Raw genomic sequence first — 15,061 nt, 5'->3', positions numbered from 1 at the left:
AATAGTTATTGATATTTTATCTGAGGAGGAGAAGTAATTGTTTAAAGCAATTTTATTTGATTTGGATGGAACGTTGATTGATACAAACAGACTTATAATTGAATCTTATACTCATACTATAAAAAAGCATTTGAATTTTACCCCTGAAGAAAAGGATATTGTAAAATATTTTGGTGAACCTTTAAAAATAACTCTTTCAAGGTATGATAATGATAAATATGAGGAGATGTATAAAACATATATTGAATTCAATGAGATGAATCACGACAGCATGGTAAAGGAAATGGATTATGCAAGGGATGCTCTGACAGAGCTTAAAAAAAGAGGATTGCCCCTTGGAATTGTTACATCAAAAAGAAAAATAATGGCCGAAAGAGGCTTAAAGCTATTAGACCTACTAAAATATTTCGATGTGTTAATAACCCCAGAGGATACGGATAAGCATAAACCTAACCCGGAGCCTATATTAAAGGCCTGCGAAAAGCTGAACATAGAGCCGAGAGATGTGCTGTTTGTTGGTGATTCTCACTATGATATATTATGCGGCAAAAATGCCGAAGCAAAAACCTGCATTGTAAAATATACTATGTTGGATTTAGAAGAATTATTAAAATTTGAACCGGATTATGTTGTTGAGGATTTGAGGGAGATATTGAGATTACAATAAATTAATATTTTGATTTGTAACCACTGTTTGTAATAATAATATTATAAATAGTGGATTATTCTTTTTTGAGGTAAAATATGTGCGGAATAGCGGGTTGGTTAAATTTTAAGAGAGATCTGTCCGGTGAAATGGACGTAATAAAGCAAATGACAAAGACTTTAAGTCGTAGAGGTCCTGATGATGAAGGATATTATATTAATAAAAACGCACTTTTAGGTCACAGAAGATTAGTTGTAGTAGACCCATCAGGTGGAAAGCAACCTATGATTAGAGAAAAGGATGGCAATAGATATGTAATTGTTTATAATGGAGAATTATATAACACAGAAGAGCTAAGAAAAATTCTTAAATCTTATGACTATGTATTTGAATCCTATTCTGATACTGAAGTGCTATTGATGAGCTATATCCATTGGAAGGAAGAATGCGTAAAATTTTTGAATGGTATTTTTGCGTTTGCTATTTGGGATGAAAATGAAAAACAAGTATTTCTTTGTAGGGATCATCTAGGAGTGAAACCTTTATTTTATTCAATAAAAGATAATGCCTTAATATTTGGTTCGGAAATAAAAACAGTTTTAAAGCATCCGGAGGTAACTTCTATAGTAGATTTGAATGGATTAGGGGAGCTTATGGCATTAGGACCTTCAAGACCACTTGGAAGTGGAATATTTAGAGATATCAAAGAAGTTCCACCTGCAAATTATTTGGTGTTTAACAAAAATGGGGCAAGACTTGTTGAATATTGGAAACCAAGGGCCGAGCATCATAAACAGTCCCTAGATGAGACAATCGAAAATGTAAGATTTTTAGTTCTAGATGCTATAAATAGACAGCTTGTATCAGATGTTCCAGTATGTTCTTTTTTATCTGGTGGATTAGACTCAAGTGCAATTGCAGCAGTTGCGGCTATGGAATATAAAAACTCAGGAAAACAACTCCACACCTATTCAGTTGATTATTTTGATAATGAAAAATATTTTAGAAAAAATGAGTTTATTCCTTCATCTGATGCTCCTTATATAGAATTAATGAACAAGTTTATAAATAGTAAACATAAGAATGTAATTATCGATAGCTCAGAACTGGCATCTAATTTGTTTGATTCACTAATTGCAAATGACCTGCCTGGTATGGCTGATATTGATTCGTCACTGCAAATTTTTACTAAAGAAATAAAGAAAGATGCAACAGTTGCATTATCTGGTGAATGTGCAGATGAAATATTTGGAGGTTATCCGTGGTATATTAGAAATGAGGACATATGGTTTGATTCATTTCCATGGATGAAATCGCTGGATTTAAGAAAATATTTTATAAAACAAGAGCTTTTGAAAAAAATAAATCTTGATGAAATAGTTAAAAAGAACTATGATGAAACAATAAATAAGGTAGAGATATTAGACGAAGATAATAAAATTCAAAAAAGGATGAGGGAGCTATTTTATTTAAATATTAAATGGTTTATGCTGACTCTTTTAAACAGAAAAGACAGGATGAGTATGTATAATAGTCTTGAGGTAAGAGTTCCTTTTGCTGATTACAGAATTGTAGAGTATTTATACAATGTTCCTACAGACTTTAAGTTTTATGGTGGAAGAGAAAAGGGCCTTTTAAGGAAGGCACTTGAAGGAATCTTGCCACAGGAGATAATAAACAGGAAAAAGTCCCCTTATCCTAAAGTTCATAATCCTTTGTATGAAAAGATAGTAGTAGAAAGATTGAGAAAAGTATTAAATAGTAAAAATGAGCCATTAAACTCAATTATTGAAAGAGTAAACGTATTTGATTTCCTTGATAAAAAAGATGAAAATTACAACAAAACTTGGTTTGGACAGTTAATGACAGGTCCACAAATTGCAGCCTATCTGCTACAAATAAATGAATGGATAAAAATTTATGATGTAAAGTTTGAAGTATAGATAAGGCACTCAAATTTAGAGTGCCTTATTAAAGGCTTTAATCAACCTAAATATTTTTTCTGTAGTTTTGCTTATAAGTATAGGTGCTGAAGCGATTGCCTCATCAAGAGACATTGGCTTATCCACTATCGAAAATATACTGCTAATTCCCATTTCATAAAGATTTTCTGAATCTTCAGCTGTCCCTGCAATTACAATTAGAGGTTTACTGTGTTTTTGGCATAACCTTGCAACACCAGAGATTGTTTTGCCAAATTCTGTTTGATAATCAATTTTACCTTCACCTGAGATTACTATATCACATTGTTTTATTTTCTCTTCAAGCTTTAGCGTTTCCATAACTATTTCAACTCCGCTTTTAAGCTTCGCATTTAAAAAGGCCAAAAGGCCTGCACCAAGACCGCCTGCAGCTCCTGAACCTGGGACATTGATAATTCTTTTATTATATTTTTTTTCTAATAAAGCTCCATAGTGTTCTAATCCTAAATCCAGCATTTTTATCATTTCATTTGTGGCTCCCTTTTGAGGGCCAAAAACTTTTGAAGCTCCATTTTCACCTACCAATGGATTGGTTACATCGCAGGCGATGATGAATTCACTTTCTTTAATCCTTTCATCAATGAGAGTATCGTCAATATAATGTATTTTTATAAGTTCCTTGCCACCAAACTCAATTTCTTGATTAAATACATCATAAAATTTAACCCCAAGAGCCATCGCCATACCAACGCCGCCATCGTTTGTAGCACTTCCACCAATACCAATAATGAATTTTCTGCATCCTTTATCAAGAGCATCTTTAATAAGCTGACCTGTCCCATATGTTGTTGTTAACAAAGGATTTCTTTCATCTTTATTTAAAAGATATAATCCAGAAGCAGCTGACATCTCTATAACTGCTGTCTTATCATCTCCTAAAATTCCATAAAAGCTTTCAATATCACGCATTAAAGGGTCTTTAACAATTGTTTTTATTATTTTGCCACCTGTAGCATCGATTAATGATTCTACAGTTCCTTCACCTCCATCAGCCATAGGTATTTTTTCAATTTTAGCAGATGGAAAAATCTTCAGGATTCCTTTTTCAATGTTTTCTGCAACTTGTAAGGCAGATAAACTTCCTTTGAATTTGTCAGGAGCTATTAATATATGCATAAAACCACCACCATTTTATATTTTATAAAAACCTACAGTAATATTTTAAATAAAATATACAAAAAATAAAATGAAAAAATTTTGAAAATTGATATTGACATATTATAAAAACTTCATTAATATTATTCTAAATATATAAAATCGATGCGTGAGAGAAGTAGGCATATTTGATAGTGTCAGCGAGTTGGGGATGGTGTAAGCCCAATACGATTCAGTATGCTGAATGGGGTCACAAGATGCAGGGCGAAATTTAGTAGCCCGAGCCGTATTTCCCACGTTACAGGGATAGGATGTGATGGCATCCGAAAAAGATGAGTTTTTATGCTCAATTTAGGTGGCACCGCGAAGGCACTTCGCCCTAATTTAAGGGTTAAGTGCCTTTTATATTTTTAAAGGGAGGTTATGTTTATGAAAAGAGAAAGATTTTCATCGGGGCTTGCAGTATTTTTGGCAACATTAGGGTCAGCTATAGGGCTGGGCAATATATGGAAATTCCCTTATATAACAGGGATGAACGGAGGAGGTGGCTTTCTATTAATCTATTTAATCTGTGTTCTGTTTGTTGGGATTCCAATAATGATTAGTGAATTTTTCATAGGAAGAAGAACAAGAACAAACGCAGTTACGGCATTTGAAAAGTTAAAGGGTAAAAGGTGGAATATAATCGGTTACATGGGAATAATAGCTGCACTTTTAATTATGTTCTTCTACAGTGCTGTAGCTGGATGGGTATATTCCTACACATTTAAAGCTTTATTAGGACAGTTTAAAAATATTACTATAGATGATTCACGAAACATATTTATAAATACTATTACAAATCCATTAAGCGTAATATTATGGCAAATATTTGCGCTTTCGATAGTTTCAGCAATATTGATTTTTGGAGTTAAGAAAGGTATTGAAAGAGCTACGAAAATATTAATGCCTATTCTATTTATATTGATTTTAATTTGTGATATCAGAGCGTTAACTCTGAATAATGGCATTGAAGGGGTAAAGTTTTTGTTTGCAATAGATATTTCAAAGGTTAAATTGCAAAGCCTTTTAACTGCTCTTGGACTTGCTTTTTTTAAATTAAGCCTTGGTATTGGAACTATGATAACCTATTCAAGTTATTTTACAGAAGATACTGACATGATTTCAACATCATTTAAGGTAGCAGTTTCAGATACTATTGTATCCTTGCTTGCAGGGCTTGCCATATTTCCAGCTGTATTTTCCTTTAATATGGAGATAGGTTATGGACCGGGGCTGCTTTTTATAACTGTTCCTTTGATATTTTCCAAAATACCATTTGGAGAAGTTTTGCTCTTTATGTTTTTCCTATTGACCTCAATTGCTGCAACTACTGCAATGATTTCAATAGTGGAAGTTCCTGTAGCTTATATAGTTGAAAAAAGAAATATAAATAGAAAAGCAGCTGTTTTATTAACGACAATTATAATAGCATCGATAGGAAGTCTTGCAGGGCTTTCAATAGAAGGAAATGTGCTTAATAGTATAAAGATTTATGGAAAAACATTTTTTGATTTATTCGATTACCTATCATCAAATATTTTGCTGCCCATTGGAGGATTATTAATAACAATTTTTGTTGGTTATTTTGTAAATAGAGACATGATTGAAGATGAATTATCAAATAAAAATTTATTAAAAAACAAAAACTATGCAAAGGTATATTTATTTATTTTAAGATATATAACTCCAGCCCTAGTTATTATAATATTTTTAGCCTCTGTTGGAATAATAAAATAATTCATTGCCAGCTTACTTATGTGATATAAATTACATTATTATCCATAATAAGTGGTATAATAAAATCATCAAATAGAAAAGTGGTGATTTTATGAAGGTATTGGATTTAAAAAAATCCTTAAAGGAAATCGTAGAAGAGCATCCAGAGGTTTTAGACATAATGAAGGAGCTGGGCTTTAATGAGATAGTAAAGCCTGGGATGATTAATACAGTTGGAAGAGTTATGACAATTCCAAAGGGTGCGCTTATGAGGGGAATTGATTTAGACAAAATAAAAGAAACATTTAAAAGCAAAGGCTTTGAAATAAAAGATTAGGAGGCGATTTTATGAGCGGACAATTTATTAAAAACATCGACCATAAAACAATACTTGTAATGGAAAATCTTGTTCAGTATCAGGAAGGGACAGTTGTTAGCAAAACGCTTGCACAGAGCAAAGCCCATAGCGTGACATTATTTGCATTTGACAAGGGAGAGGAAATATCAGCTCACTCAGCACCTGGAGACGCACTTGTATATATTTTAGATGGTCTTGCAGAAATAACAATTGGGGACGAAAAGTTTGATGTTAAAAAGGGCGAGACAATTGTTATGTCAGCTAATATTCCACATGCACTCCTTGCAAAGGAAAGATTCAAAATGATGCTGATAGTAATTTTTCAATAGGTGACATTCACTTGATTTCTTGACTTCTTGATTTGTTTGGCAATTAGGACAAACAGCTAGCCTATGAAAGTTTAAACATTATAGCCTCAGGAAGTTTATTGATGGACAATACTTTAGTAAAGTTGAAGTTCATTTATAAACTTCATGGGGTTATATTATTTTAACCTCAAAACTATTTTATATTGCTATATCAAATCATGAATTCAAACAGCTTATATTTCATATAATTTCTTGACTAAGAAAAATTTTACATTCATAATAAGTATAAGGCATTATTTTTTAGGGGGAGTTTTGTATGTCAGAAATTGAATTAAAAAAGCAAGAGATGAAGGAATATATATCCAGGATGGAATATGTTCAAAGTTTACTTGGATTAGTTCATTGGGATATGAGAGTTAATATGCCACCCAAAGCTGTAAACTTTAGAGGAGAGGTTTCAGGATATCTTGCCGGCGAGCTTTACAAAATGACTACTTCAGAAAAAGTAAAAGAATTTATTGATTATTTTTTACCGATAGATGATTTGGATGATATAACAAAGGCTACTGTAAGAAAGATTAAGAAGGAATATGATAAAACGGTTAAGATTCCAGAAAAGATGTATACAGACTTTGTTAACCTTATTTCAGTTGCTGAGAGCGTTTGGGAAGAGGCAAAGGCAAAAAATGATTATGGTTTATTTAAGCCATATTTGAAACAGATAATTGATTACAACAAGCAGTTTGCAGATATTTATGGATATAAAAATAAAAGATATGATGCACTTTTAGATGATTATGAGATGGGAATGACAGAAGAGGAGCTTGATAGGATATTTAATCCTTTAAAGGAAGTTTTGATTAATTTAATTAAAAAGCTCAACGAAAGAGGGGACAAACCGAAGGACCATATATTAAAGGGTAAATATCCAGTAGAAGCACAAAATCAATTTGCAAAGATAATCGCTAAAAAACTAGGTTATGATTTAGAATCAGGAAGAATAGACACAAGTGCTCATCCATTTACAATTGAGCTTGGACCTTCTGATATCAGAATAACAACAAGATATGATGAAGAAAACTTCATATCAGGATTGCTATCCAACATACACGAAATGGGACATGCAATCTATGAGCAGAATATCTCTAGGGATTTAAGAGGAACCATGTTAATGACTGGAGCATCGATGGGAATACACGAATCCCAGTCAAGATTTTATGAAAATATAATAGGAAGGTCAAGGGAATTTTGGAAGCACGTTTATCCTGATATAAGCACTTTATTCCCATCATTAAAAAAACTTTCTGTCGATGAAATCTATCAGGCCGTAAACTCCATTAAACCGTCCCTTATAAGAGTAGACGCTGATGAGATAACATACAGCCTTCATATAATAATTAGATACGAGATGGAAAAGATGATGATAGATGAAGATGTTGATGTAGATGAATTACCTTCTATTTGGAACAAGAAGTATAAGGACTATTTAGGAGTAGAGCCATCAAATAATTCAGAAGGAATACTTCAAGATGTTCACTGGTCAGGAGGTTCAATTGGATATTTTCCATCATATGCTCTTGGTAATATTTACGGTGCCCAGATATTAAACACTATGCTAAAACAGATGCCGGACTTCTATGAAAGAATAGAAAATGGAGATTTTTTGAGCATTAAAAATTGGTTGAGCGATAATATTCACAAACACGGTTCAATATACACTCCATCTGAATTAATTGAAAAAGTTTCTGGTGAAAAACTTAATCCTGAATATTTTATAAAAAGGTGTGAAAAAATAGTTGAAGAAAAGCTGAAGTAGAAGATTTAGCCAATATTCTTTTTATAGGATATTGGCTTTTTGTGAAAAATTGAGTTTGTGACATATGTTACATATTTGATGCTAAATTATAGTTATAATAAAACCATAAAGAAAATGAAGGGAAGGATAAACATGAGTGAAATGATAAACAACAGAGAATATAGACAGAAGGTTTTAAAGGAGCTTATAATGGAACTTCACGATGGCAAACCATTTGAAGAAGTAAAGGCTAAATTTGAAAAGATTTTTAGTGGTGTGGCAGCTACTGAAATTTCAGAAATGGAACAGGCTCTTATAATGGAAGGAATGCCAGTAACAGAAGTTCAGAGGCTTTGCGATGTTCATGCAGCAATTTTTAAGGGAACAATTGAAGAGATTCACAAACCTAATGACCCTAAGGACATCCCAGGACATCCGGTTAACACATTTTTTAATGAAAACAGAGCCATTGAAAAGGTGCTGGATAAAATAAGAGTTGAAGTTGAAAACTTTAAGCGAAATGATTCGAACGAAAATGCGCTAAGTCTAGTTACACTTATAAATGAACTATGGGATATAGATAAACATTACTTAAGAAAAGAAAATTTGATTTTTCCGTATCTTGAAAAATACGGAATCACTGCCCCTCCAAAGGTTATGTGGGGAGTAGATGATGAAATAAGAGGACTTATCAAAGAAAGCAAGAGGATGCTCGTTAACTATGAAGGAAACAAAGATGAAGTAGTGGCCAAAATAGATGAGATGATGACAAAGGTTGATGAGATGATATTCAAAGAGGAAAATATATTGTTCCCAATGACTGTTGACACGTTTACTGAAGATGAATGGGTTAATATAATGGAAGAGTCGGATGAAATAGGATTTTGCCTTGTTGAACCTATCGCAAAATGGGTTCCTGAAAGAGTTAATGTAGAAAAAGCCGAAAAGGAAGATATTCAAAAGGGATATGTTAAGTTTGATACAGGAATACTTTCGATTAAAGAACTATCAACCATTTTAAACACACTGCCATTCGATATAACATTCATCGACAAAGACGATGTTGTAAAATACTTCTCACAGGGTAAAGAAAGAATTTTTGCTAGAACAAAGGCTGTTATCGGAAGAACAGTTCAAAACTGCCATCCTCCTGCAAGCGTTCATATAGTAAACAAGATGCTCAGCGATTTCAAAGAAGGTAGAAAGGACCACGAAGATTTTTGGATAAATATGGGCAAGATGTATGTATATATTAGATACTTTGCAGTAAGAGACGAAAATGGGGAATACTTAGGGACATTGGAGGTTACACAGAATATTAAACCTATAAAAGAACTTGAAGGCGAAAAAAGAATATTAAATTAGTGACATTCACTTGATTTCTTGACTTCTTGATTTGTTTGACAATTAGGACAAGAAGCCCGATGGATGATTTGATGGGAATTTGCTCATTTAACTTATTTTAAAGAGAGTTCCCATATAAAATCATACCATTGGGTTTTTTTATATGCTTTTTTATTCTTTTTTAAATAATTAAATTTTTAGCTTATAGAATATTAGTATTTTTAAATCATATAAATGTAACAGAAAGAAAAAAGGAGGTGAAACTTTTTACATAGGACTAGCTATTTAAAGTCCAAAAAATATTTTAGGGGGGTATTATTTATGTCACCATTCTTAGGTGAAGTTTTAGGAACAATGCTACTCATTTTACTTGGTGATGGTGTTGTAGCAGGCGTAGTATTAAACAAATCAAAATCACAAAACAGCGGATGGATTGTTATAACAGTTGGCTGGGGTCTTGCAGTTGCGATGGCAGTTTATGCAGTAGGAGCAATTAGCGGTGCTCACTTAAATCCTGCAGTTACAATTGCTCTTGCTTCAATTGGCAGGTTTGAATGGTCGCAGGTTCCAGGTTATATAGTTGCTCAGATGGTAGGAGCATTTTTGGGTGCTGTGCTTGTATGGCTGCATTACTATAAACATTGGGAAGCAACTGAAGATAAGGGAGCAAAACTTGCAGTATTTTCAACAGGACCAGCAATTAGAAGCACATGGGCAAACCTTTTGAGTGAAATAATTGGAACATTTGTATTAGTATTTGGAATACTTGCTATTGGAGCAAACAAATTCGCTGATGGTTTAAACCCATTCATAGTTGGAACTTTAATTATAAGCATTGGTATTTCACTTGGCGGACCTACAGGTTACGCTATTAACCCTGCAAGAGACTTAGGACCACGTATAGCTCACGCATTGCTTCCAATACCAGGAAAGGGAGACTCAGACTGGGGATATTCATGGATTCCAGTATTAGGACCTATAGTAGGTGGCTTGATAGCTGCTTTCACTTATATCACACTTTTCTAATATAGAGGGGGATAAAAATGGAAAAATTTATATTGGCTTTAGACCAGGGAACAACAAGCTCAAGAGCCATCGTTTTCAACAATGATGGTAAGATAGTTGGTGTTGCGCAGAAGGAATTTACTCAAATTTATCCAAAACCAGGCTGGGTTGAACACGACCCACTTGAAATTTGGGAAAGCCAAATAGGCGTTGCAAGAGAAGTTTTGGATAAGACAGGCATCAAACCAGAACAGATAGCTGCAATAGGAATTACAAATCAAAGAGAAACCACAGTTGTTTGGGATAAGACAACTGGAAAGCCAGTTTACAATGCAATTGTTTGGCAGTGCAGAAGAACTGCTCCTATTTGCGACGAATTAAAGGCAAAGGGACTTGCAGATTCAATCAGAGAAAAAACTGGACTTGTTATAGATGCATATTTCTCAGGAACAAAGGTTAAATGGATACTTGACAATGTTGAAGGAGTCAGAGAAAGAGCAGAAAATGGAGAAATTTTATTTGGAAATATAGATACATGGCTTATTTGGAACCTTAGTGGAGGAAAGGTTCATGTAACTGATTATTCAAACGCATCAAGAACAATGCTTTTCAATATAAATACTCTTGAATGGGATAAAGAAATTTTATCAGAATTAAACGTTCCAGAATCGATGCTTCCAAAGGCACTTCCATCAAGCTATGTTTATGGATATACAGCTAAGGAAGTATTTGGAGTAGAAATTCCAATAGCTGGTGCTGCAGGAGACCAGCAGGCTGCATTGTTTGGCCAGGCATGCTTTAAACCAGGTATGGCAAAGAATACCTATGGAACAGGATGCTTTATGTTGATGAATACAGGAGAAAAGCTTGTTCATTCAAATAACGGGCTTTTAACAACTATCGCATGGGGACTTGATGGAAAGGTTGAATATGCTCTTGAGGGAAGTATTTTTATAGCTGGCGCATCAGTTCAATGGCTAAGGGACGAGTTAAAGGTTATTGAAACGGCAGCAAAGTCAGAAGAATTGGCAACAAGCGTCCCGGATTCAAATGGTGTTTATGTTGTTCCTGCGTTTGTTGGAATGGGAGCACCATATTGGGATATGTATGCAAGAGGAGCAGTTTTAGGCTTAACAAGAGGTGCAAACAGAGCTCATTTAGTTAGGGCAACTCTTGAATCCATTGCATTCCAAACAAGAGACGTATTAGAGGCAATGCAGGAGGACTCAAAGATTAAGCTAGAAGAATTAAAGGTTGACGGCGGAGCCGTTGCAAATAATTTCTTAATGCAATTCCAGTCAGATATACTTGGTGTTAACGTTGCAAGACCAGTTATAACTGAAACAACTGCTCTTGGAGCAGCATATCTTGCAGGGTTGGCTGTTGGATACTGGAATGGTAAAGAAGAAATTGCAAAGAAGTGGAATGTTGACGTTGTATTCAATCCAAGCATGGATGAAGAATTAAAAGAATCTAAATATGCTGGATGGAAGAAGGCAGTTAGCAGAGCGTTAAAATGGGAAAATGAATAACAAGTTCAAAACCCCCAGGTTCAACTTCGAATCTGGGGGGATTTTAAGGTGCCAGGCACTTAAGATTAAGTTTTGTGCCTAAGGGGGGAATAAAATGTTTGATGTTGCAATTATAGGTGCGGGAGTTATAGGGTGCAGTATTGCAAGGGAATTGTCAAAGTATAATTTAAATGTTGCGCTTATCGAAAAGGAGAACGATGTAGGAAATGTAACAACAAAAGCAAATAGTGCGATAATACACGCAGGTTATGATGCCAAACCTGGAACTTTGAAGGGAAAGTTAAATGCAAAAGGCAACTTGATGTTTGATGAACTTTGCAGGGAATTGGAGGTTCCATTTAAAAGAGTGGGCTCTCTCGTTTTAGCATTTGATGATGACGAAATGAAAACATTGGGTAAGCTGTATGAGCAGGGAATTCAAAATGGTGTTCCTGAATTGTATATTTTGAGCAAAGAAAAAGTTTTGGAAATGGACCCTAATATTTCAGATAATATTAAAGGGGCATTATACGCAAAGACTGGAGGTATAATCGGGCCATGGGAATTTACAATTGCTCTTGCGGAAAATGCTGTTGAAAATGGGGTAAATATTTTTCTTAGCAACGAGGTTGTTGATATAGAGAAGAAGGATTTTGGATACAGAATTATTACTAATAAGGATACATACGATACAAAGTATGTTGTGAATTGCGCAGGGCTATATGCTGATAAAATAAACAATATGGTTTCTAATAATAAAATGGAGATAATTCCAAGAAGAGGTCAATATTATTTGCTTGATAAAACTGTAGGAAATTTAGTTAAGTATGTGATTTTTCAATGCCCATCAAAGCTTGGAAAAGGAGTCTTAGTAACTCCCACAGTTCATGGAAATTTATTAATAGGACCGGATGCAGAGGATTTGATCGATAAAACTGCACTAAATACAACGTCTGAAGGGCTTAATTTTATTGTAGAAGTTGCTAGAAGGTCAGTTAAAACGCTTCCATTAAATATGGCGATAACTAATTTTGCAGGTCTTAGGGCGAGGACAGAAAGGGATGATTTTATTATTGAAGAAGCAGTGGACGCAAAGGGGTTTATTAATGTCGCTGGAATAGAATCTCCAGGGTTATCTTCGGCTCCTGCAATTTCACTATATGTTATCGATATTTTGAAAAATATTGCTAAAAAGATTGAAAAGAAGGAGAATTTTAATCCATATAGAAGAGCTATTCCTAAATTCATTGAGTTATCTGAAGATGAAAAAAATGAGCTAGTTAAAAAAGACAAAAGGTTTGGGAAGATTATCTGCAGATGCGAGAGCATAACAGAAGGAGAAATAGTTTCAGCAATTCACAGAAATGTTGGGGCTAGAACAGTTGATGCCGTAAAGAGAAGAGTTAGGGCAGGAATGGGAAGATGCCAGGGAGGATTTTGCAGCCCAAGGGTTATTGAAATTCTTGCTCGGGAACTTGGAGTTGAAATGACGGAAATTGAAAAAGACCATGAGGGTTCATATATTTTAACTGGACCTACGAAAAGCGAGGTGCAATGATATGAAATATGATTTGGTTGTAGTTGGTGGAGGTCCAGCCGGTCTTGCAGCAGCGATTGAGGCGAGAAAAAATGGGGTAGAAAGGATAGTGTTAATAGAAAGGGACAGGGAACTTGGGGGAATATTGCAGCAGTGCATACACAATGGATTTGGACTACATGTATTTGGTGAACAATTAACTGGGCCGGAATATGCCGAAAGGTTTATAAATGAATTAAACAATTTAAAAATTGAATATTTAACGAATACTATGGTTCTGGAGATAAACGATAAAAAGGAAGTCTATATTTTGAATCAAGAGCTTGGATTTAGAAGGATTGAGGCAAAGGCAATAATTCTTTCTATGGGCTGCAGGGAAAGAACAAGGGGAGCAATTGGAATTCCAGGATTTAGGCCCGCAGGTATTTTTACAGCAGGAACAGCCCAAAGATTTATTAACATTGAAGGTTACATGGTTGGAAAGAAGGTTGTAATACTTGGCTCTGGAGACATAGGACTTATAATGGCGCGAAGACTTACGTTAGAGGGTGCAAAGGTTCTTGCGGTAGTAGAGCTTATGCCATACTCAACAGGACTTACACGAAATATTGTTCAATGCCTGCATGATTATAATATTCCTTTGTTTTTTGAGCATACAGTAATAGATATTAAGGGTAAAAACAGAGTAGAAGGAGTTACGATTGCAAAGGTTGATAATAATAGGGTTCCAATAAGGGGAACAGAAGTTTTTTATGAATGTGACACGTTGCTCTTATCCGTCGGGTTGATACCCGAAAACGAACTTTCAAGGAATGCAGGGATTGAAATAGATGCAAGGACATCAGGGCCATTTGTAAACGAGTCTATGGAGACAAGCATTGAGGGAATATTTGCCTGTGGAAATGTCGTCCACGTCCATGATTTAGTTGATTTTGTTACACAGGAGGCTCAAAGGGCAGGAAGGGGAGCAGCAAGATATATAAAGGGAGAAGCAATTGATAATGGAGTAGTCATTAGGACCGTTAATGGAAATGGAATAAGGTATATTGTCCCACAAAAATTAAGGCTTGAAAATTTAAACGATGAGATAAACCTGTTTATGCGAGTTGATAATATTTATAACAACTGCAGATTAGATGTAAAACTTGACGGAAAAATAATTAAATCGTTTAAAAAGAGGAAGGTTACACCCGGGGAAATGGAAACTGTTAAGCTGAAAAAAAGCGACTTATCAACTTATAATGATTGCAGCTTAAGCATTGAGGTTGTGAAGGAGTGAGTATCATGAAAAGGCATGAATTTGTATGCATCATGTGCCCAATGGGGTGTAATTTAGAAGTTTTAGAGGATGAAGATGTTATATTGGTAAAGGGAAATCAGTGCAAAAGAGGATATGAATATGGAGTGAAAGAAATTTCAAATCCTACAAGAGTTTTAACTTCTACAGTTATTTTGAAAAACTCGTATCTGAGAAGACTTCCAGTTAAATCAGATGGCGAAATTCCAAAAGGAATGATTAAGGATTGTGTTAAATTTTTGAGCAAAATAGAAGTATCTGCTCCGGTTAAAATGGGAGATGTAATCCATAAAAACATATTAGGCACTGGAGTCGACATCGTATCAACAAGAACTGTTGAGTGACATTCACTTGATTTCTTGACTTCTTGATTTGTATGACAATTTGGACAAGAGCCCCATATGATTTTAAAAGGTGTGCACATC

General features: G+C 34.5%; 13 protein-coding genes and 1 other annotated feature. Of the genes, 12 read left to right on the top strand and 1 reads right to left on the bottom strand.

Annotated elements, in window-relative coordinates; all coding sequences use genetic code 11:
• Positions 1-37: 37 nt before the first annotated feature.
• Together ppaX and asnB are read left to right on the top strand one after the other, a co-directional pair.
• Positions 38-667 carry a pyrophosphatase PpaX gene (gene ppaX / locus ABG79_RS02045; protein ID WP_057976623.1) on the top strand — a complete coding sequence of 210 codons (630 nt, stop codon included), beginning with the start codon at positions 38-40 and terminating at the stop codon, positions 665-667.
• 77 nt (positions 668-744) lie between these two features.
• A complete protein-coding gene (asnB, locus tag ABG79_RS02040; RefSeq protein WP_057976621.1) occupies positions 745-2,589 on the top strand; it encodes an asparagine synthase (glutamine-hydrolyzing) in 1,845 nt (614 codons plus the stop codon).
• Between the two features lie 15 nt (positions 2,590-2,604).
• Here the strand turns inward: asnB and ABG79_RS02035 are convergent, their stop codons facing one another.
• On the bottom strand, positions 2,605-3,744 hold the full coding sequence (locus ABG79_RS02035) for a glycerate kinase (protein ID WP_057976619.1): 1,140 nt from the start codon (positions 3,742-3,744) through the stop codon (positions 2,605-2,607).
• A gap of 135 nt (positions 3,745-3,879) precedes the next feature.
• Positions 3,880-4,108, top strand: a binding site (T-box leader).
• 38 nt (positions 4,109-4,146) lie between these two features.
• On the opposite strand from ABG79_RS02035, the gene ABG79_RS02030 reads away from it, so the two are divergent.
• The 10 genes from ABG79_RS02030 (at position 4,147) to ABG79_RS01985 (ending at position 14,980) form a co-directional block, all read left to right on the top strand.
• On the top strand, positions 4,147-5,502 hold the full coding sequence (locus tag ABG79_RS02030) for a sodium-dependent transporter (RefSeq protein ID WP_057976617.1): 1,356 nt from the start codon (positions 4,147-4,149) through the stop codon (positions 5,500-5,502).
• Positions 5,503-5,593: 91 nt separating this feature from the next.
• A complete protein-coding gene (locus tag ABG79_RS02025) occupies positions 5,594-5,818 on the top strand; it encodes a DUF1858 domain-containing protein (RefSeq protein WP_057976615.1) in 225 nt (74 codons plus the stop codon).
• Positions 5,819-5,829: 11 nt separating this feature from the next.
• Positions 5,830-6,168 (top strand): cupin domain-containing protein, encoded by a 339-nt coding sequence (locus tag ABG79_RS02020; RefSeq protein ID WP_057976612.1) that lies wholly within the window; start codon positions 5,830-5,832, stop codon positions 6,166-6,168.
• A 295-nt stretch (positions 6,169-6,463) separates the two neighbouring features.
• Entirely contained in the window at positions 6,464-7,963 is a 1,500-nt protein-coding gene (locus ABG79_RS02015; protein WP_057976610.1) for a carboxypeptidase M32, read from the top strand.
• Positions 7,964-8,095: 132 nt separating this feature from the next.
• Positions 8,096-9,307: a DUF438 domain-containing protein gene (locus ABG79_RS02010; protein WP_057976608.1), complete on the top strand. Its 1,212-nt coding sequence runs from the start codon at positions 8,096-8,098 to the stop codon at positions 9,305-9,307.
• Positions 9,308-9,607: 300 nt separating this feature from the next.
• Entirely contained in the window at positions 9,608-10,312 is a 705-nt protein-coding gene (locus ABG79_RS02005; RefSeq protein ID WP_057976606.1) for an MIP/aquaporin family protein, read from the top strand.
• A gap of 17 nt (positions 10,313-10,329) precedes the next feature.
• Positions 10,330-11,823, top strand: a complete 1,494-nt coding sequence (glpK, locus tag ABG79_RS02000; RefSeq protein WP_057976604.1) for a glycerol kinase GlpK — start codon at positions 10,330-10,332, stop codon at positions 11,821-11,823.
• Positions 11,824-11,917: 94 nt separating this feature from the next.
• Positions 11,918-13,360 carry an NAD(P)/FAD-dependent oxidoreductase gene (locus ABG79_RS01995; RefSeq protein ID WP_057976602.1) on the top strand — a complete coding sequence of 481 codons (1,443 nt, stop codon included), beginning with the start codon at positions 11,918-11,920 and terminating at the stop codon, positions 13,358-13,360.
• A 1-nt stretch (position 13,361) separates the two neighbouring features.
• Positions 13,362-14,618: an NAD(P)/FAD-dependent oxidoreductase gene (locus tag ABG79_RS01990; protein WP_057976600.1), complete on the top strand. Its 1,257-nt coding sequence runs from the start codon at positions 13,362-13,364 to the stop codon at positions 14,616-14,618.
• A gap of 5 nt (positions 14,619-14,623) precedes the next feature.
• Positions 14,624-14,980: a DUF1667 domain-containing protein gene (locus ABG79_RS01985; protein ID WP_057976598.1), complete on the top strand. Its 357-nt coding sequence runs from the start codon at positions 14,624-14,626 to the stop codon at positions 14,978-14,980.
• Positions 14,981-15,061: the final 81 nt, after the last annotated feature.

The organism is Caloramator mitchellensis (assembly GCF_001440545.1).
In the GTDB taxonomy this organism is placed as follows: domain Bacteria; phylum Bacillota; class Clostridia; order Clostridiales; family Caloramatoraceae; genus Caloramator; species Caloramator mitchellensis.
Note: the sequence above shows the minus strand (reverse complement) of the source record. Positions and strands in the feature narration are given on the sequence as shown.

Bases quoted from the DNA above. Each gene is read 5' to 3' on its own strand.
- ABG79_RS01985 (WP_057976598.1), top strand. From the start codon at position 14,624: ATGAAAAGGCATGAATTTGTATGCATCATGTGCCCAATGGGGTGTAAT.
- ABG79_RS02005 (WP_057976606.1), top strand. From the start codon at position 9,608: ATGTCACCATTCTTAGGTGAAGTTTTAGGAACAATGCTACTCATTTTA.
- ABG79_RS02010 (WP_057976608.1), top strand. From the start codon at position 8,096: ATGAGTGAAATGATAAACAACAGAGAATATAGACAGAAGGTTTTAAAG.
- ABG79_RS02015 (WP_057976610.1), top strand. From the start codon at position 6,464: ATGTCAGAAATTGAATTAAAAAAGCAAGAGATGAAGGAATATATATCC.
- ABG79_RS01995 (WP_057976602.1), top strand. From the start codon at position 11,918: ATGTTTGATGTTGCAATTATAGGTGCGGGAGTTATAGGGTGCAGTATT.
- ABG79_RS02025 (WP_057976615.1), top strand. From the start codon at position 5,594: ATGAAGGTATTGGATTTAAAAAAATCCTTAAAGGAAATCGTAGAAGAG.
- ABG79_RS01990 (WP_057976600.1), top strand. From the start codon at position 13,362: ATGAAATATGATTTGGTTGTAGTTGGTGGAGGTCCAGCCGGTCTTGCA.
- glpK (WP_057976604.1), top strand. From the start codon at position 10,330: ATGGAAAAATTTATATTGGCTTTAGACCAGGGAACAACAAGCTCAAGA.
- ABG79_RS02030 (WP_057976617.1), top strand. From the start codon at position 4,147: ATGTTTATGAAAAGAGAAAGATTTTCATCGGGGCTTGCAGTATTTTTG.
- ABG79_RS02020 (WP_057976612.1), top strand. From the start codon at position 5,830: ATGAGCGGACAATTTATTAAAAACATCGACCATAAAACAATACTTGTA.
- asnB (WP_057976621.1), top strand. From the start codon at position 745: ATGTGCGGAATAGCGGGTTGGTTAAATTTTAAGAGAGATCTGTCCGGT.
- ABG79_RS02035 (WP_057976619.1), bottom strand. From the start codon at position 3,744: ATGCATATATTAATAGCTCCTGACAAATTCAAAGGAAGTTTATCTGCC.